The 20014-nt window shown below is 39.9% G+C and carries 17 protein-coding genes; 12 read left to right on the forward strand and 5 right to left on the reverse strand.

What is annotated here, in order from left to right:
- Nucleotide 1: 1 nt before the first annotated feature.
- The gene (locus ACEVFT_RS01120) at nt 2–241 is read right to left on the reverse strand and encodes a GNAT family N-acetyltransferase (protein ID WP_393947688.1); all 240 of its coding nucleotides are present in this window, start codon (nt 239–241) and stop codon (nt 2–4) included.
- Between the two features lie 264 nt (nt 242–505).
- Between ACEVFT_RS01120 and ACEVFT_RS01125 the strand changes: the two genes are divergently transcribed.
- On the forward strand, nt 506–934 hold the full coding sequence (locus tag ACEVFT_RS01125; protein WP_393947689.1) for an NUDIX hydrolase: 429 nt from the start codon (nt 506–508) through the stop codon (nt 932–934).
- A 52-nt stretch (nt 935–986) separates the two neighbouring features.
- Here ACEVFT_RS01125 and ACEVFT_RS01130 read toward each other — a convergent pair whose 3' ends face one another.
- The 3 genes from ACEVFT_RS01130 to mscL form a co-directional block, all read right to left on the reverse strand.
- On the reverse strand, nt 987–2147 hold the full coding sequence (locus ACEVFT_RS01130; RefSeq protein WP_259419652.1) for an aminotransferase class I/II-fold pyridoxal phosphate-dependent enzyme: 1161 nt from the start codon (nt 2145–2147) through the stop codon (nt 987–989).
- Nucleotides 2148–2150: 3 nt separating this feature from the next.
- Nucleotides 2151–3266: a methionine biosynthesis PLP-dependent protein gene (locus ACEVFT_RS01135; protein ID WP_026023403.1), complete on the reverse strand. Its 1116-nt coding sequence runs from the start codon at nt 3264–3266 to the stop codon at nt 2151–2153.
- 1070 nt (nt 3267–4336) lie between these two features.
- Nucleotides 4337–4726, reverse strand: coding sequence for a large conductance mechanosensitive channel protein MscL (mscL, locus tag ACEVFT_RS01140; protein WP_009370295.1), 390 nt, complete (start codon nt 4724–4726; stop codon nt 4337–4339).
- 204 nt (nt 4727–4930) lie between these two features.
- Between mscL and ACEVFT_RS01145 the strand changes: the two genes are divergently transcribed.
- The gene (locus ACEVFT_RS01145; RefSeq protein ID WP_016995260.1) at nt 4931–5629 is read left to right on the forward strand and encodes a lytic transglycosylase domain-containing protein; all 699 of its coding nucleotides are present in this window, start codon (nt 4931–4933) and stop codon (nt 5627–5629) included.
- A gap of 35 nt (nt 5630–5664) precedes the next feature.
- Here the strand turns inward: ACEVFT_RS01145 and ACEVFT_RS01150 are convergent, their stop codons facing one another.
- Nucleotides 5665–5922 (reverse strand): GlsB/YeaQ/YmgE family stress response membrane protein, encoded by a 258-nt coding sequence (locus ACEVFT_RS01150; protein WP_004231402.1) that lies wholly within the window; start codon nt 5920–5922, stop codon nt 5665–5667.
- 809 nt (nt 5923–6731) lie between these two features.
- Between ACEVFT_RS01150 and ACEVFT_RS01155 the strand changes: the two genes are divergently transcribed.
- From ACEVFT_RS01155 to leuD, 10 genes are all read left to right on the forward strand, one after another.
- Nucleotides 6732–7907, forward strand: a complete 1176-nt coding sequence (locus ACEVFT_RS01155) for an amino acid deaminase/aldolase (protein ID WP_393947692.1) — start codon at nt 6732–6734, stop codon at nt 7905–7907.
- Nucleotides 7895–9217, forward strand: a complete 1323-nt coding sequence (locus tag ACEVFT_RS01160) for a D-arabinono-1,4-lactone oxidase (protein WP_393947694.1) — start codon at nt 7895–7897, stop codon at nt 9215–9217. Before ACEVFT_RS01155 ends, ACEVFT_RS01160 begins: the two co-directional genes overlap by 13 nt.
- Before the next feature lie 370 nt (nt 9218–9587).
- The gene (ilvD, locus tag ACEVFT_RS01165; protein WP_004231412.1) at nt 9588–11258 is read left to right on the forward strand and encodes a dihydroxy-acid dehydratase; all 1671 of its coding nucleotides are present in this window, start codon (nt 9588–9590) and stop codon (nt 11256–11258) included.
- A 485-nt stretch (nt 11259–11743) separates the two neighbouring features.
- Nucleotides 11744–13510 carry a biosynthetic-type acetolactate synthase large subunit gene (ilvB, locus tag ACEVFT_RS01170; protein ID WP_054550476.1) on the forward strand — a complete coding sequence of 589 codons (1767 nt, stop codon included), beginning with the start codon at nt 11744–11746 and terminating at the stop codon, nt 13508–13510.
- The gene (ilvN, locus tag ACEVFT_RS01175) at nt 13507–14022 is read left to right on the forward strand and encodes an acetolactate synthase small subunit (protein WP_016991907.1); all 516 of its coding nucleotides are present in this window, start codon (nt 13507–13509) and stop codon (nt 14020–14022) included. Before ilvB ends, ilvN begins: the two co-directional genes overlap by 4 nt.
- 86 nt (nt 14023–14108) lie before the next feature.
- Entirely contained in the window at nt 14109–15143 is a 1035-nt protein-coding gene (ilvC, locus tag ACEVFT_RS01180; protein ID WP_016991908.1) for a ketol-acid reductoisomerase, read from the forward strand.
- A complete protein-coding gene (locus ACEVFT_RS01185; RefSeq protein WP_048392386.1) occupies nt 15130–16665 on the forward strand; it encodes a 2-isopropylmalate synthase in 1536 nt (511 codons plus the stop codon). Before ilvC ends, ACEVFT_RS01185 begins: the two co-directional genes overlap by 14 nt.
- A 184-nt stretch (nt 16666–16849) precedes the next feature.
- Nucleotides 16850–17950 carry a 3-isopropylmalate dehydrogenase gene (gene leuB / locus ACEVFT_RS01190; protein WP_004231422.1) on the forward strand — a complete coding sequence of 367 codons (1101 nt, stop codon included), beginning with the start codon at nt 16850–16852 and terminating at the stop codon, nt 17948–17950.
- 17 nt (nt 17951–17967) lie between these two features.
- Nucleotides 17968–19377 (forward strand): 3-isopropylmalate dehydratase large subunit, encoded by a 1410-nt coding sequence (gene leuC, locus ACEVFT_RS01195; protein ID WP_048392387.1) that lies wholly within the window; start codon nt 17968–17970, stop codon nt 19375–19377.
- Between the two features lie 33 nt (nt 19378–19410).
- Nucleotides 19411–20001, forward strand: coding sequence for a 3-isopropylmalate dehydratase small subunit (leuD, locus tag ACEVFT_RS01200; protein ID WP_048392388.1), 591 nt, complete (start codon nt 19411–19413; stop codon nt 19999–20001).
- The last annotated feature ends 13 nt before the right edge of the window (nt 20002–20014 follow it).

The following is a 20014-nucleotide window of genomic DNA, read 5'->3' on the forward strand; positions in this document are numbered from 1 at the left end:
GTTACACTTTTTCTTGTTGTTTAACCAATTTAATAGTTTTGAGTAAATGCCCATCAAATTCTTCAATTGTTACAAATCCCTTTGCTTGATAAAAATGCAGACCAAGTTTATTTTCTTTCTCAACACAAATAAATAAAGCCGATAGATTTGGGAGCATGCGTAGACCTTCCAGTAAAAGTACAGTACCAATGCCCTTACCATGCATATTAGGATGTAAATAATGCGTTTCACCTTGGGTCACGTTTGAAAAACTAGCAATTCATCAAAAATTGCAACGAGAAACGGACTATTGATAAGACGTTCGATTAATCATTGTCGACTATAAGCTAGCTGTAAAATGCGATCTTGAATGTCACGAGGAATGGCAGCTTATTCTAGCAATTTCTTGTACAAAAGTAATGTCATTTTCTTGCATCTGTCGTATAATAAGTGTCAACACTTTTCACCTGCTATTCCAATTTTTTTCTTTATTGTAACATTCAATCATTCAAAGGGGGTCACTTTCATGCAAGTAGTTGAAAAAGCATTTGGCTATATTACGAGAGAGCATGAGGATCGATTACAGGTACTCGTATTTGAACAGAATTCAGTTGGGGCAGGTATTCAAGTGCCCAAAGGTACGGTAGAGGAAGGTGAAACACCTTTAGACGCTGTGAAACGTGAAATGCTAGAAGAGACAGGTCTAACCACACTTGTCGTTCAGGCGTTAATAGCACAGGACTATTTTAATCATCCATCAGGTATTTTACAGAAACGGTATTTCTATCATCTAACATCCGATGAAACAAGAGATGCATGGCTGCATCATCCAACTGGCTTAAACGAAGGGGATTTAATTTTTTCATTTTATTGGATTTCAGCTGAGCAAGATGCCCTGCTGGCAAAGGGGCATGGTGATTATTTATACCGTTTGTTAGCAAAGGTGAAAAATTGAACCTATAATAATTAAACCGCGTCAACTAGACGCGGTTTTTATGTTGATTCAATTAAGCCTTGGCAGCAATCTCTAGGGCTTGTGCAAAATCAGCAATTAAATCATCAACATGCTCAAGTCCTACAGAAAAACGTAGAAGACCATCTGTGATGCCTCGTTTAGCACGCTCTTCAGGCTCCATAGCCGCATGACTCATTTTTGCAGGGTAAGAAAGGATAGATTCTACTCCTCCAAGAGAGACCGCAAATACTGGAATTGTCATCGCCTCAACCAATGCCTTTGCAGCTGTATAGCTTGGTAGTCGGAAGGATAAAACGGCCCCAGGACTTGTGCTTTGACGTTGATGAATAGCGTAGCCTGGGTGTGAAGCAAGCCCTGGATAGTAGACCTGTTCAACTAGTGGATTGCTAGCCAAATACACAGCAATTTTTTGTGCAGATTCAGCAGAACGACTAAAACGTACATCTGTTGTTTTGATGTTTTGTAGTAGTGTGAATGAATCCTGTACACCTAAAATATTACCGAATGAATTTTGGATAAAGTAGAGATCCTGACCTAGCTTTTCATCGGCAGTAACCGTTAAGCCAGCAATAATATCAGAATGTCCAGATAAAAACTTCGTTGCACTATGAATGACGACATCTACACCAAGTTCTAGTGGGCGTTGGTGTAACGGTGTCATAAAAGTATTATCCAAGAATGTAAGGCAGTGGTGTTGCTTGGCAAGCGCCACTACACCACGAATATCTGTAATGCCTAACGTTGGATTTGATGGTGTTTCCATATAAAGTAGTTTTGTAGCTGGCGTGATTGCTGCTTCTACAGCTGCTAGATCCGTAAAATCTACAAATGTATGGGAAATCCCAAAGCGCGGCAACACCTTTGTTACAAAACGATAGGTTCCACCATAAACATCCTCAGTCATGACGATATGATCTCCCTGCGATAACAGCATTAATGCTGCTGATACGGCAGCGATACCAGATGAAAATGCATGGGCACGAACGCCTCCCTCAAGCTCTGCTACAGCTTTTTCTAACGCATCTCTTGTAGGGTTGCCTGAACGAGCATAATCATATTCTCCAAATTCATCTATACTTTCTTGATGGAAAGTAGAGGACAGATACATCGGGACGTTAACAGCCCCTTTTTTATTACTATAGCCATCACGAACACCTGCGTGAATGAGGCTTGTTTCAATACGTTGCTTCATCAATTACGCCTCTTTTCTAAGGATATCAAACACTTGTCGTAAGTCTGCAATTAAATCTTCTGCTTCCTCAATGCCAACAGAGAAGCGTAATAAACGATCACAAACGCCACGCTCCACACGCTCTTCATAAGGCATATCTGCATGTGTTTGTGTAGCAGGATACGTAATAAAGCTTTCGACACCGCCAAGACTTTCAGCAAAAGTAATTAACTTTAAGTTACGAAGGAATGGGTCAATCCACTCAGGCTTTTGCAAGCGGAATGACAGCATGCCACCTTTTCCAGTGTAAAGGACATCGGTCACTAACTCTTCTTCCTCTAAGTAAGCAGCAATCGCCTTCGCATTGGCATCATGTTGCTTTAAGCGTAGATGCATTGTTTTTAGACCACGAATAAGTAACCATGAATCCATAGCTCCTAGCACCATTCCACTACCATTATGAATAAAGCCAATGCGTTCGGCTAATTCTGTGCCTTTAGCAACCACTAGCCCAGCTAAAACATCATTATGACCACCAATATACTTCGTTGCAGAATGAAGCACAATATCTGCACCTAATTCAATAGGGCGTTGGAAGTAAGGCGTATAAAAAGTATTATCCACAATTAGCCATGCCCCATGCTTATGTGCTAACTCCGCATACACTTGTAAATCAAACTCCTGCATAAGTGGATTTGTAGGTGTTTCAATAAATATTGCACGTGTATTTTCATTCATTAATGCTTCCACCTGTTCAACCGATTCAAATTTTGAATAAACAGGCTTAATATTATAAGTATCTTGGAAGAAATTAAAAAGTCTATATGTACCACCATATAAATCATCTGGCACGACTAATTCATCGCCTGGTTTAAATAGGGATAACACCAATTGAATGGCAGCCATCCCGGAGCTACAGGCAAAGCCCATATCGCCACCCTCTAAATCAGCAATTCCTGCTTCTAAAAGAGCACGTGTTGGATTTTTTGTACGTGTATAGTCAAAACCAGTAGATTCACCAATCCCAGTATGTTTATAAGCAGTCGATAAATGAATGGGTGGGCTCACAGCTCCTGTTGCTGGGTCACTTAAATTACCAAGTTGTACAAGCTTTGTTTCAATACTTCTGTTTAATGTCATGACGTCACTCTTTTCTTCAATATTATTAAAAGCAACAACTTTTGCTTTCAATTTAATAGTATTCTCAATAATTGTTACCAATTTAACATGGATACTAAAGAAGAACAAGGTGATTTCTGAAAATTAGCTAGATTATTTATAGTTAATCACCTAGGAATAGTAGGAGATTAATTGTGAATTTATGCGAAATTATCGCTGTTAACTTCGAATGGAATGAAATTTTAACAGAGTGAGCAGTTTATACATCAAATTGAGCGGATTCTAAGTAAAGAAGAGCGCTTTAGGTTTCAGAAAGAGCGGATTCTAAGTAAAGATGAACGCTTTAGGTTTCAGAAAGAGCGGATTCTAAGTAGAGATGATCGCTTTAGGTTCCAGAAAGAGCGGATTCTAAGTAAAGAAGAGCGCTTTAGGCTTCAGAAAGAGCGGATTCTAAGTAAAGAAGAGCGCTTTAGGTTCCAGAAAGAGCGGATTCTAAGTAAAGAAGAGCGCTTTAGGTTCCAGAAAGAGCGGATTCTAAGTAAAGATGATCGGTTAGATTCAAAAAGGTGGGTTTCTAAAAAAGATTGATCGTCCGCCTTCAAAAAAGTAGTTTCCAGCAGAAGGAATCGCTCTAAACTTCAAAGTAAGCGTTTCTATCTAGAATGGAACTGCTTCAATTTACGTAAAACTGCATTCCAGAATATAGATATATCTAGAGAAGTGAAGGATACTTATTAAATTGATGGATAGAGAAAGGAAAGTAGCGGATAAAACGTTCAAAGTATCGGATAGAACGTAAAAAGTAAAGGATACAGATTAAGTTAGTGGATACAAGATAGAAAGTATCGGATAGAACGTTCAAAGTGGTGGATAGGAAGGAAAAAGTAAAGGATACCCATTAAGTTAGTGGATACAAGATAAAAAGTAGTGGATAGGACATGCAAAGTATCGGATAGAACGCGTAAAGTGGTGGATAGAGGAGAAAAAGTAAAGGATACGCATTAAATAGTAGGAGAACACCCGAAGTGAAGGATACAAAACAAAAACATCTGCCTCATTCAAATGAGAGACAGATGCTTTTACACCGTATGTTAGGCTTGTTCTTTTTTTAGCAAGTCGCGAATTTCTTTGAGAAGCTCTTCTTTGGCATCGAGTTCAGGTGCTGGTTCTTCCACGACTGCTTCTTCTTTTTTACGTGTGAGCTTTGTCATAATTCGTAAGGCCATAAAAATGGCAAATGCTATGATTAAAAAATCAATGATGGATTGTAGAAATACACCAAAATTGATTTGGGCTTCACCTGAGCCAAAAACAAAACTCTTTGTTAAATCAATACCACCTGTTAAAACACCGACTAATGGCATGATGATATTTTCAACTAAGGAGGTAACAATTTTACCGAAAGCACCACCAATGACTACTGCTACTGCTAGATCGACAATATTGCCTTTCATCGCAAATTCTTTAAAGTCTTTCCACAAAATAAATTCCTCCCTATTATTATCCAATAAACGAATCAATCTGTATTTTACTATATTTTTAGCAAACCTTTCAACTGCTTTCATGGTGGAAATGATGTACTTTCATAGATGTGGAAGACTTCATTCTTTCAAAATGAAAAGATATACTGCACATTACGGAAAATTTGGTAATATAGAAAAAGAATACTAGATTAGGTGTGACGTATGGCAAAGAAAAAGAATAACAAACCTCTGTTATCACCCGCGACAAAATTGGGTATGATAGCATTATTGATTCCAATTGCAATTACCGTGTATGTTCTCACATTTTTTGCTTGGAAGGAGCTTCAAACATTACCGATATTCGAAAAGCTTGTCCAGCAAAAGGCAATTGAGGAGATTCAACAGCATTTCGATATGAAAATTCCTGAGCAATACATTCCCGTTTATGTAGCTGCAGAAGAAAAATATGGTGTACCCTGGACATTACTTGCTGCGCATCATCGTATTGAAACACGGTTTTCTACGGTAAAATCAATGGTATCATCTGCTGGGGCAGAGGGGCATATGCAATTCATGCCCTGTACATTCGTTGGCTGGCAGCATCCCACATGCTCAGGTTTGGGAAAAGGAAGCATCACAAAAACTGAATTGATGAGTCCTGAGACGATTGCTAAATATGGAGGATATGGCGTTGACGCAAATGGGGATGGAATAGCTGACCCCTATGATATTGAGGATGCAGTATTTAGTGCTGCGAATTACTTATCCAAATACGGTGCTGCGACAGGGAATATTAAGAAAGCTGTTTACCAATACAACCATAGCGAGAAATATGTTGAGGATGTGTTATATTACTACCAGTTGTATGATGATTTTCACGATGAGCTCCAAGCAGCTGTTCTCTTACATGAAAAAAAATAAAGAGCCATCACATTGGATGGCTCTTCATTACATATTTAAGTTGCTTTACGCATACCTTTTAAAATAAGGCTGACGATAAAGATCAACACGATGGCACCGATTAGTGCTGGGAACACGTAGAAATCACTTACTCTCCAGCCCCAGTTCCCTAAAACCATACTACCAATCCAAGAACCGACAATCCCTGCAATAATATTCCCGATGATGCCGCCTGGTACATCTTTACCTAAAATGACGCCAGCTAGCCATCCAAGAATTCCTCCAATAATTAAATACCAAATGAAACTAATCATTACTTTCATCTCCTTAAATTTAAGATATAATGGCGATTACTTAGTTATACCCTGAATGGAGTAGATTAAACACTGTGATTTTGTTTAGTAATTATTACATGTTGTAAATAAGGCTGTAGACAAGTGAATGCAGCTCCTTTGCTGTGCTCACTTTATAGCTAATCCACCTGCATAAACTACCGTGAAAATGTCCACATTAACTACAATTACTTCTATATTGTACATACACCGATTATCGCTTACTTCTATAGTATGTTCATGTATTCAATTCGTACCAGAAATGCATGCAACGCCCAATCGCCAGTAACAATAAAAAACAGCCATTTAACTAAATTATTTACTACAATAGCCTTTTCATTCGTGAACGTGAAAAAATACATTATTTTTTATTGAAACAGAATGTCAATTCTATGTGCAATTCCTTATTTCTTTGGGAGAATTTTTTGTGTAGAAAAAGAAAAATGGGTAAATTTCCACTTTTTAATAGTTTGAAAATTCTGTATAAAGAGATTATAATGTAGAAAAGGAGCGTGGTCATATGAATATAGCTGTTATGAAACGTTTAAATCGTCAAGGCTTTTTAATTGCTGGTTTGCATTTATTAGTAATGCTAAATCTTGCAGCTGATTTCTTATTCGCATCGTAACCAATTTAATAGAAAGGTGAATGAAATGTTTATCCCATATTAAAACAACCGTGTAGTCTTATTGTAAAACAGGCTCACGGTTGTTTTATTATGCTTAATTAACTGAAAAAAGGAATTATTCCGCTAAATGTCAAATACATAGTTTATACAAGGGAGTGATGAAATGACGTCAAGATTGGATCAAGCATTTTGTGATTTGGAAAGACCATTTGCATGGTTAGATTTAGATGCACTAGATAAAAATATACAAATGGTTCAAGATGCTTGTGGGGGAAAACAAATTCGTATTGCAACAAAATCGATTCGTTCTATTGAGGTCCTTCGTTATATACAGAAAAAACTTGTGAATGTTGTGGGGTTTATGACATTTACTGCAGCAGAGACCCTTTTTTTATTAGAGCAGCAGTTTGATGACTTATTGCTTGGCTATCCAGTAATGGAGGAAGCAACGATTCGTCGATTGTTGCATTTTGTAAAGGAAGGAAAACTCGTCACCTTTATGGTAGACAGACAAGAACATATCCAACTATTGGCGAAATTAGGACAAGAGATTGGCGTACGTGTACAGGTTTGCATTGATCTTAATGTTTCTAATGATTTTAAAGTATTGTATTTTGGAACAAAACGTTCGTCATTGTCTTCTCTTGAAACGTTGACACCTTTTTTACAAACCATTCAAAACACTCCTGTAATTGAAGTGGTAGGAGCGATGGGCTATGAGGCTCAAATAGCAGGGGTTGGCAATCGTCCTGCAAATGCTTTAAAAGGTAGAGTCATAGAAGCCATGCAAGTACAAGCCAAAAAGCAAGTAACGCAGTTTCGTCGATTAGCGATCGCCCATATCAAGGCTTATTTTCCAAATCTACGCTTTGTTAATGGTGGAGGATCAGGAAGTATGACGTACACCAATCAACAGAAGGAAGTAACGGAAATTACAGTTGGCTCGGCTTTTTATGCACCAGCATTGTTCGATCAATTTACACATTTACAGCTAGAAAAGGCTGCTGGATTTGCCTTACGTGTAACAAGAATGCCTGAAAAAAATATCGTTGTTTGTCATGGGGGAGGCTATACGGCTTCTGGAGCCATTGGGATGGATCGTTTGCCTGTATTCTATGACCCTACCACTTTTGCATATCTTAGCCTAGAAGGCGCAGGGGAAGTGCAAACACCTATTAAGGTCAAAGGAAAGAGTATCAATATTGGCGATACCATTTATTTTCGACATGCGAAGGCAGGAGAGCTTTGTGAGCGTTTTCAGGTCCTGCATGCTATTCGTGGGGACAAGTATGCAGGACATTACACAACATATAGGGGAGATGGACAATGTTTTCTATAGAAAAATGGCGAAATGGTGAAAAGTGGACAAACTGGGCTGGGAATGTTATTTCCTATCCGAGTGAAATGTATTTACCGCACTCTATTGATGAAGTTTCAGCAATTGTGAAGCATGCGTGTCAATCAGGAAAGACAATCCGTGTCACAGGTGCTGCTCATTCTTTTAGCGCTGTGGCTATGCCTGAGCATATAGCAATTTCCTTACATAATCTGCGTGGATTAATCGCTGTGAATGAGGAAAGGCAGGAGGCAACATTATGGGCGGGGACCTACCTATATGAAATTGGACCAATGCTAGCGAAACACGGTTTTGCGTTAATCAATATGGGCGATATACAGGAGCAAACCATTGCAGGGGCAGTGTCAACTGGCACACATGGCACGGGGGTTACACTTGGTTCTCTATCGTCAGCTGTCCAGGCATGGGGATTTGTAGACGGTACTGGTACTTATCAGGAACATAGGAGAGGTATGGATGATTTATCTGAAGCGCTGCATGTATCACTTGGGATGCTAGGTGTTCTGGTCAAAGTAACGATTAAGGTCATACCACTATATGGTTTGCATTATGTGGGGGCAAGAGAAACATTGACAAATGGTCTCTCGTTATTTGCGCAGGATATTCGTCAACATCGTCATGTGGAGTGGTTTTATTTCCCTGGTAGTGAAACAATTCAAGTAAAACGGATGAATGCGGTCGCGCCTGTTTATCAAAGTGAATGGAATAAAAAAATAGAAACGTTAAAGCTACAAATAGTAGAAAACGGGGCTTTCTTTGCGATGTCAGAGCTTTGTAAGTGGAAACCTGGTTTAAGTAGTGCCATGAGCAAGATAGCGGCTGCCAATGTGGTAGAAAGTGAAAAAGTAGGGATAAGCTATGAAATTTATCCCTCACCTCGTAGCGTGAAGTTTCAAGAGAGTGAATATGCCATCCCTTTATCACAGTTTGAAGCTTGTTTGGAGGAAATCCATGCAACCTTTAAAAAAGGGACTTTTAATGTTCATTTTCCTTTAGAGTGTCGAACAACTGCAGGCGAAGCAGGTTTTTTAAGTCCAACACAAGGGCGTGAGTCGGCTTTTATAGCCTTTCATATGTATAAGGGAATGGGAGAAGAGCCTTACTTTAAATGGGTGCATACATTGATGCAAAAATATGAAGGTCGTCCTCACTGGGGAAAACAACATCATTTAACAGCGCAAACGGTCTATGCGTTGTATCCAGAGATTGAAAAGTTTTTAAGCATTCGACACCAATACGATCCTGAACAAATATTTTTTACAGGATACTTAAAAAAGTTGTTTCTATTGTAAGCGTTATCTCTAGGATTGGATAACTTAGCTTATTCAAATATATGGGAATTTTTTATTTATCCATTTTTGTTTATTATTAAAAAATTAAAATTTGAACGAAATGTCAAAATTTTTATCAAAGCGAGATAAAACTGATGCTTAATCAGCATGTAAACGATTTCAATTTTGACAGATTTTTTGAATTGTTTAAACAATTCAAAAAATAGTGTTGACGAGACCTTTTTTTCGTACTATGATAACAACAATTTAACACGTTCGTTACAGCAGTAGTCGTCTAAGAGGCTATTACTCTATAAACAAAAATTAAAAAGACAGAACATTTTGTCTATAGCAACGAACATAGTATGGATAGCAATGAGGGGCGTTTAAAATGAGAAGTGACATGATTAAAGTAGGCGTAGATCGAGCGCCACATCGAAGTCTTTTATATGCAACAGGCAAAGTAAAAGCAAAAGATCTAGGCAAACCATTTATTGGGGTTTGTAACTCTTATATCGACATAATACCAGGTCACGTTCATTTACGTACGTTCGCTGATGTAGTGAAAGAAGCTATTATTGAAGCGGGTGGTATTCCATTCGAATTTAATACAATTGGTGTCGATGATGGTATTGCAATGGGGCATATTGGTATGCGTTATTCCTTACCAAGTCGTGAAATTATAGCAGACTCTGCTGAAACAGTTATTAATGCACATTGGTTTGATGGCGTATTTTATATTCCAAACTGTGACAAAATTACACCAGGAATGCTTATGGCAGCAGTTCGTACGAATGTACCATCTATCTTTGTTTCAGGTGGTCCAATGGAGGCAGGAACTTCTGCAGCAGGGAAACAGCTTTCCTTAACATCTGTGTTTGAAGGTGTAGGAGCACACAAATCAGGAAAAATGTCTGCGGAAGAGCTGTTGGATATTGAGAATAATGCTTGTCCGACGTGTGGCTCATGCTCAGGCATGTTTACAGCAAATTCCATGAACTGCTTAATGGAAATGCTTGGTGTTGCTTTACCTGGAAATGGTACAATCGTTGCCACTTCTGAAGAGCGTCACAAGCTGATTAAAGAAGCAGCTAAGCAATTAATTCGCATGGTCAAGGAAGACGTTAAACCTCGCGATATTATTACAAAAGAGGCAATTGATGATGCTTTTGCTCTTGATATGGCAATGGGGGGCTCCACAAATACAGTTCTTCATACATTAGCAATTGCCAATGAAGCCGAAATAGATTACAACATTGAAGATATTAATAAAGTAGCGGAAAGAGTGCCTTATTTAGCAAAAATCATGCCTGCTTCAGATATTTCAATGGATGATATTAATAAAGCGGGTGGAGTAAGTGCCATTATTAATGAATTAACATCTATTCCAGGTGCTATTCATCCAGACCGTCCAACCGTAGCAGGCGTTACAATGGGTGAGCTTGTCAAAGATTATCACATCACGAATGATCAAGTCATTCGAACAAAAGACAACCCATATAGTGCTGTAGGTGGATTATCAGTTTTATTCGGTAACATCGCACCAGATGGCTCTGTTATTAAAGTAGGGGCCGTTGATCCTTCTATCAAAGTATTCAAGGGCGAGGCAATTGTCTTTGATTCACAAGAAGCAGCACAAGAAAACATTGATAATGGAACGGTGAAAGAGGGCCATGTAGTCGTCATTCGCTATGAAGGACCTAAGGGTGGTCCAGGGATGCCAGAAATGCTTGCACCAACATCTGCCATTCAAGGTCGAGGCCTTGGTACAAAGGTTGCATTAATTACAGATGGTCGTTTCTCAGGTGCATCTCGTGGTATTTCAATTGGCCATATTTCACCAGAAGCTGCTGAAGGCGGTCCAATCGCTTTAGTAGAAAACGGAGATATTATCGAAATTGATCTACCAAATCGTACGATTAATTTACAAGTTTCAGATGAAGTTTTAGCTGAACGTCGTGCAAAATTACCAGTCTTTGAGCCAAAAATCAAACGTGGTTGGTTAGCAAGATATTCAAAATTAGTGACGAGCGCTTCCACTGGAGGCGTAATGAAAATTTAACAACTAGATAAATAAAAACGTTGATGAGGTTAAAGGTTCTAGAGCCTTGTATCTACCAGAGAGCCGGTCGTGCTGGAAGCCGGCGATACAACTAGATCCGACATCCCCTCGGAGTGGGCTATTAAACGTGTTTACACCATTAGATAGCTCCGGGCATAGTCGAAAGTGCTCGTTATTAATGAATAAATGTTTTATGGCACTATATTGGATGCGATGTCTTTCGCATTGGTGCATAAATGCTGTCATTTATTCGCGAGGTAGCAATTATTTGCTATAAAAAAGGGTGGTACCATGGAAAGTCTTTTTCATCCCTACGTAAGGTAGTTCTTTGCGTGTGGAGAAAAAGGCTTTTTATTATTTTCACGATGCAATTGAACAGCCTCTCAACGAAAAGGACGAGAGGAATAGTCAATCCAGCTATTGACACTTCACTAATCTACAACACTGATGTGTGAGTTTGAAAGAAATGAAGGAGGCATAATTTGATGAGTGCGAATGTTTCAATCAATGAACAAGAACAATTAGCTACAACAGCAACAGCTGAACAAACCTATCAAGCGAAGGACGGTGCAGATGTATTAGTGCAGGCATTGCACGATCAAGGGGTTGAAATTGTCTTTGGCTATCCAGGAGGAGCCGTATTACAAATTTATGATGCGATGTATAAAAACCCAATTCGCCATATTTTAACAAGACATGAACAGGGTGCTATTCATGCGGCGGAAGGCTATGCTCGTGTTTCAGGTAAAACGGGCGTTGTTATTGCCACAAGTGGACCTGGTGCAACAAACCTTGTAACAGGTATTGCGGATGCCATGATCGACTCTATTCCATTGGTTGTTTTTACAGGACAGGTTGCGACATCTGTGATCGGAACAGATGCTTTCCAAGAAGCCGATATTATGGGGATTACAACACCGATTACAAAGCACAACTATCAGGTGCAGGATGTCAATGATATTCCCCGCATTGTGAAGGAAGCTTTCCATATCGCTAGCACAGGTCGTAAGGGACCAGTTGTCGTGGATTTCCCAAAAAACGTTTCCCAAATGTTGTTTGATGTAGAGAATCCACCGCAAGCACCTGATGAAATTTATTTACCAGGCTATCAGCCAACATATAAACCAAATTATTTACAAGTCCAAAAGGCGATTCAAGCCATTTCATTGGCAAAAAACCCAATCATCTTAGCGGGTGCAGGTGTTCTTTTTGCAGATGCACGTGAGGAATTAACGACTTTCGCAGAAAAATATCGTATTCCAGTAACGAATACATTGCTAGGATTGGGCTCCATCCATGGTGAACATGACTTATTCCTTGGGATGGCTGGGATGCATGGTACAGCTACAGCAAATACAGCGATCACAAAATCGGATTTATTACTCAATATTGGGGCACGATTTGATGATCGTCTAACAGGTAATCTAGCTACATTTGCACCAAATGCAACGATTATCCATATCGATATTGATCCTGCTGAAATTGGCAAAAATGTACCGACAGATATTCCAATTGTTGCTGATGCCAAGGAGGCTTTAAAAGCACTATTGAAAAAGGATTTCCAAGGTCCTGATACAGCCGATTGGTTAGCTTATTTAAGGAATCATGCGATGGAATATCCATTATGGTATTGCAAGGATACAAATACGCAAGAAATCCTACCACAAGAGGCATTGCAATTAGTGCACAAGGTAACTGAAGGTAATGCCATTGTGACGACAGATGTTGGGCAGCATCAAATGTGGGCAGCACAATATTATCATTTAAATAATGATCATTCATGGGTAACGTCTGGTGGACTTGGTACGATGGGCTTCGGCTTCCCGGCCGCAATTGGCGCCCAATTTGCGAAGCCAGACAAAAAAGTTATTTCGATTGTAGGAGATGCAGGATTCCAAATGACGGCACAGGAGCTATCCATCCTACAGGAATTTAACTTACCAGTAAAAATAGTGATTTTGAATAATAGCTGTCTTGGCATGGTACGTCAATGGCAACAAACATTCTATGAAGAGCGCTATTCATCATCACTTATGCCGATCCAACCAGATTTTGTTAAGTTAGCTGATGCTTATAACATTAAAGGTTATCGTATTAACACAATCGATGAAGCAGAGTCTATTTTCCGTGAGGCACTGCTGTCTGATGAGCCAGTATTAATTGACTGTCGAGTGAAACAGCTTGAATGTGTTTACCCAATGGTAGCACCTGGCACAGGCTTACATGAAATGATTGGGGTGAAAAAAAATTGAAGCGAGTAATTACCGTAACTGTGATTAACCAAAGTGGTGTATTAAACCGTTTGACAGGTTTATTGATGAAGCGTCAGTTCAATATTGAATCGATTACAGTAGGTCATACGGAGCAACCGAATTTTTCAAAGATGACCTTCGTAGTCAACATAGAGGACGAACGCAAAATTGAGCAGCTAGTGAAACAGTTATCCAAGCAAATTGATGTGTTAAAGGTCAATGACATTACCGATAAATCGATTGTTCTGCGAGAGCTAGCACTAGTAAAGGTGATTTCCCCACCAAATTTACGTTTGGAAATGAATTCAATTGTTGAACCGTTCCGCGCCCAAATTATTGATACAGCCAAAAATGTTGTGACGTATCAAGTAGTAGGGCATCCAGAGAAGATTGATGCCTTTATCGAACTCATTCGACCATATGGCATTAAAGAACTTACACGTACAGGGGCAACTGCCTCCGTTCGTGAAACACAAAAAGTCTCAAACCCGCAGCTCTCTATTTTAAAATAGTTTGCATATAAAAATGAATAGCTTTATAGACAGAGCAAGTATCTAAAGCTATAAAAAACAAAACATATTCTAGGAGGAAATTAACAATGGCTACAATGTACTATGAGCAAAATATCAACGAGGACGTATTAAAAGGAAAGAAAATCGCAATTATCGGTTACGGTTCACAAGGTCATGCACATGCTTTAAACCTTAAAGAATCAGGTTTTGACGTGGTAGTAGGGGTTCGTCCAGGTGGATCCTTCGATGCGGCAAAAGCAGATGGTATTGACGTGAAAACAGTGGCTGAAGCAGCACAAGAAGCAGATGTTATCCAAATTCTACTACCAGATGAACGCCAAAAAGCAGTTTATGAAGCGGAAATTGCGCCACATTTACAAGCTGGTAAAGCATTGATGTTTGCACACGGCTTCAATATCCATTTCGGTCAAATTACACCACCAGCAGACGTTGACGTATTTTTAGTAGCACCAAAAGGACCAGGACATCTAGTTCGTCGTCAATTCCAAGAAGGTGCTGGGGTACCAGGACTATTCGCTATTCACCAAGATGCTACAGGCCAAGCAAAAGATTTAGCGCTTGCGTATGGTAAAGGAATCGGTGCTGCACGTGGTGGGCTTCTTGAAACAACATTCAAAGAAGAAACAGAGACAGATTTATTCGGTGAACAAGCGGTACTTTGTGGTGGTGCAACACAGCTAGTAAGAGCAGGATTCGAAACATTAGTAGAAGCTGGTTATCAACCAGAATTAGCCTACTTTGAAACACTACATGAGCTTAAATTAATTGTTGACCTAATGTTTGAGGGCGGTATGGCAACAATGCGCTACTCAGTTTCAGATACAGCAGAGTGGGGAGATTATGTTGCAGGACCACGCATTATCGATGAGTCTGTAAAAGCTCGTATGAAAGACGTATTAACAGATATCCAAGATGGTACATTTGCTCGTCGTTGGATTCAAGAAAATGAAAATGGTCGTCCAGAATATACAAAATTCAAAGAAGCTGGTGCGAACCATCAAATCGAAGAAGTAGGCGCAAAACTACGTGCTATGATGCCATTCATCAACGAAGGTAAAGAAAAAGTTGTGAGAGAAGTGGCGACAAGTGCGAAAAATTGATATTTTCGATACTACGCTTCGCGATGGTGAACAATCTGCTGGGATCAACTTAAACACAGCCGAGAAGATTGAAATTGCCAAACAATTAGAGCGCCTTGGTGTGACAATTATAGAAGCAGGATTTCCTGCTTCGTCACCCGGTGACTTTGATGCAGTCCATCGCATTGCAGGTACAGTAAAAAATTCCATTGTGACGGGGCTAGCTCGCTGTATCCAAAAGGATATTGATGCTACATGGGAAGCGATAAAAGTAGCACAACAGCCACATATTCACATTTTTCTAGCCACATCACCTATTCATATGGAATACAAATTAAAAAAATCCCCTGAGCAAGTGGTGGAGCAAGCGGTAGAGGCTGTTAAATACGCTAAAAAGTACTTCCCACTTGTACAATGGTCTGCCGAGGATGCATTCCGCTCTGATCGTGAATTTTTAGTGCGAATTATGAACGAAGTGGTTGCTGCTGGTGCAACAACGATTAATGTTCCAGACACTGTAGGGTATGCATCCCCGCAAGAATATGGTGCATTATTTAAGTTCCTACTGGAAAATGTCAAAGGTGCTGATAAAGTGAAATTCTCTGCCCATTGTCATGATGATTTAGGGATGGCAACAGCTAACACGATTGCCGCAATAGAAAATGGTGCTGCACAAGTCGAAGGAACAATCAATGGTATCGGCGAACGCGCAGGTAATGTGGCACTCGAGGAAATTGCTGTAGCACTTCATATTCGCAAGGATATTTATCAGGTGCAAACGGGCATTCAGTTGCAAGAAATTAAACGTACGTCTCAATTAGTCAGTAAATTGACAAATGTTGTGATTCAGCCAAATAAAGCGATTGTAGGAAGAAATGCTTTTGCACACGAATCGGGCATCCATCAAGACGGTGTCTTAAAAAATCCAGAAACCTATGAAATTATTTCACCTGCTTTAATCGGCGAAGGTGAGATTCCATTAGTTCTCGGGAAACATTCTGGTCGTGCAGCCTTCCGTGATCGTGCGGAAACAATGGGCTTCCATCTTTCTGATGAAAAGTTGAACAAAGCATTTGTGGAATTTAAAAAATTGGCTGATCGTAAAAAAGAAATTACAGAGGAAGATTTACTTACTCTTCTTACTGAGCAACAAGTTCAAGTAGAAGATGTACCACTCTTTGAGTTGAAAATGGTGCAGGTGCAATATGGTACTGAAAATATTCCTACAGCTACAGCTATTGTGCTTACACCTGAGGGACTAGAAAAAACCGTTGTAGCTACTGGCTCTGGTTCAGTAGAAGCAATTTTTAATACACTGGAGCAACTTGTACCTGGAGCTGTACATGTCATTGATTACCGTGTGACATCGGTTGGCAAAGGACGAGATGCACTGGGTGAAGCGGTTATTAATATTCGCTATGATGAGGTTTCGACTACAGGCCGTAATTCCTCTCAAGATGTTTTAGAAGCATCGGCAAAAGCTTATTTAAATGCTATTAACCGTCATTTAATTCAAGCAAGCCTTCGCGCACATCCTGTATAGGTTTCTGAGGTAGTGAATTGTATGAAGTACCATTCACAAGTCGGATGCAATGATGTCATGGCGTATTGTATCAATTAACCAAAAATTACGCTTAGACGTAATGACTACGCTCACCTCGATAAAAGGTAGGTGAGCGTCTTTACTAAATTAGCGAATACGCTATACAAAGAAAGGTGTTTTGACGATGGAGAGAAAAATTACAGTACTTCCCGGTGATGGAATTGGGCCAGAGGTTGTTGCTTCTGCTGTACGTGTATTACAGGTGATTGGTAAACGATTTAATCATACATTTCATTTAGGATATGCAACAATTGGTGGTGCTGCGATTGACCAGCACAATAATCCATTACCTGATGAAACAATCGAGATGTGTGAAAATAGTGATGCGATTTTATTAGGAGCTGTAGGTGGTCCAAAGTGGGATCAAAACCCTCCTGAATTGCGCCCAGAAAAAGGGTTACTGCGAATTCGGAAACACTTCGATTTATTTGCCAATCTACGTCCAGTAAAGGCGTTCCCGAGTTTACTAGATGCTTCACCATTAAAGCGTGAAGTGGCTGAGAACGTTGATTTAATGATTGTACGTGAACTAACAGGCGGCGTATACTTCGGGGAACCACGTATGCGTACTGAAAATGGCGCAATTGATACAACGGTTTACTCTAAAGCAGAGGTAGAGCGTATCGTTGAAAATGCCTTTGAACTAGCACGTTTACGTGGTGGCAAATTATGCTCTGTTGACAAGGCGAATGTGCTTGAAACAAGTCGCTTATGGCGTGAAGTTGTAGAAGCAAAGAAAAAAGAGTATCCAGATGTAATCGTAGAACATAACCTAGTAGACTCTGTCGCAATGAAACTTATTACAAATCCTGGACACTATGATGTAGTCGTTACTGAAAATATGTTTGGTGATATTTTAAGTGATGAAGCATCTGTTATTACTGGTTCTCTAGGTGTTTTACCATCCGCATCCATTCGTGGTGATAATTTTGGCTTATATGAACCAGTACATGGCTCCGCACCAGAAATTGCAGGGCAAGGTGTAGCAAATCCTGCTGCAACCATTTTATCCGTAGCGATGATGCTGCAATATTCATTTGGCTTAAAAGAAGAAGCAGCAGAAATTGAACGCGCGGTAAGTGCAGTATTTGATGATGGCTACTTTACAGCAGATCTTGCTCGTGACGGCAGTCGTATTTTATCGACTAATGAATGGACAGATAAGGTAATTAACGAAATTGATACTAGCTTTGTATCACAAAGTATTATGACAACATATATTTAAAGAAATAGGTGAAGACAATGGGTAAAAATATAATTGAAAAGATTTGGGATAAACATGTTGTTTATCAGGAAGAGGGCAAACCGGACCTGTTATATATTGATCTTCATTTAATTCATGAAGTAACATCTCCGCAAGCTTTTGAAGGGTTACGCATGAACGGACGTAAAGTGCGTCGTCCTGATTTAAGCTTTGCGACAATGGATCATAACGTACCAACAAAAAATTTACCAACTATCCATGATCCCATTGCGCGCAATCAAATCGAAACATTAGCTAAAAATGCTGAGGAATTTGGCGTTGAGTTAGCGGGCATGGGTCACCCTGACCAAGGGATTGTCCATGTGATTGGGCCAGAGCTTGGATTAACACAGCCTGGTAAAACCATTGTTTGTGGTGATTCTCATACATCGACACACGGTGCCTTCGGGGCCATTGCATTTGGTATTGGAACATCAGAGGTGGAGCATGTATTATCGACGCAAACATTATGGCAAAATAAGCCGAAAACGATGGAGATTCGTGTTGAAGGGGAGCTACCAGTTGGGGTAGCGGCAAAGGATATTATTCTAGCCATCATTGCCAAGTTCGGAATAGGTGTTGGTACAGGACATATTGTGGAATTCACTGGAGAGGCTATCCACAAACTATCTATGGAAGAACGCATGACGATTTGTAATATGTCAATTGAGGCAGGCGCAAAAGCAGGGCTTATCTCACCTGACCAAACAACAGTCGATTATATTCGTGGACGCAAATATGCACCGCAGGGAGAAAAATTGGAAGAAGCAGCCGCTTACTGGTTAAGTCTTGCTTCAGACGAAGATGCAACGTACGATACGGTTCGTATTATAAAAGCTGAAGAAATTGAACCAATCATTACGTGGGGAACAAACCCATCGATGGGTACTGGTGTTTCTGGGCATGTTCCAACACAAGCAGATTATGAGGATGAATCAGACAAGGCGGCACTTCAAAAAGCACTTGCCTATATGGGCTTAGAGGAAGGCCAGCCATTAACATCCATTGACATCCAGCATGTCTTCATTGGCTCCTGTACAAACTCACGCATTAGTGATTTGCGTGCAGCTGCTGATGTCATCAAAGGGCGTAAGGTGCATGACAAGGTCACAGCCATCGTTGTCCCAGGCTCACATACAACGAAAAAACAAGCAGAGGCAGAAGGTTTAGATAAAATATTTATGGATGCAGGCTTTGAATGGCGAGAATCTGGTTGCTCGATGTGTCTTGCGATGAATGATGACGTCGTACCAGCTGGAGAACGCTGTGCCTCTACCTCAAACCGCAACTTTGAAGGACGTCAGGGCGCTGGAGCTCGTACACATTTAGTGTCACCACCAATGGCAGCAGCCGCTGCGATTGCAGGTCACTTCGTCGATGTACGTGAATTTGTGAAGGAAACAGTGTAAGTCTTGCTTTACTCGGGAAGGGATGATTGAAAAATGGAACCAATTAATATCGTAAATAGTGTCATCACACCACTTGATCGAAAAAATGTTGATACCGATCAAATTATTTCAAAAGAATTTCTAAAACGTATTGAGCGCACAGGTTTTGGACAGTTTTTATTTTACCATTGGCGTTTCGATGCACAAGGGAATGAAATAGCTGACTTTGTATTAAATAAACCTGAATTTAAAGAATCTAAAATTCTAGTGGCGCAAGATAATTTCGGCTGTGGCTCCTCTCGTGAACATGCACCATGGGCAATTTTAGATTACGGTTTTAACGTTGTGATTGCACCTTCTTTTGCAGATATTTTCCATAATAACTGCTTCAAAAACGGTATCTTACCGATTAAGCTAACAGAATCAGAATGTGATGCTATTTTAGCAAAAGGCTTAGCAAAACCCTATAGTATGGAAGTAAATCTTGCAGAGCAAACCGTAACAGGGGAAGATGGTACAGTCTATCATTTTACAATTGACCCATACTATAAAGAAACGTTACTGAATGGCTGGGATGAAATCGCCTTAACCTTTAAATATGAGGACCACATTGCCGCATATGAGGCGAAGCGAGTAGCCTATTAATTGATATGACTGA

It is taken from the genome of Lysinibacillus sp. PWR01, assembly GCF_043359455.1.
GTDB lineage: Bacteria > Bacillota > Bacilli > Bacillales_A > Planococcaceae > Lysinibacillus > Lysinibacillus fusiformis_F.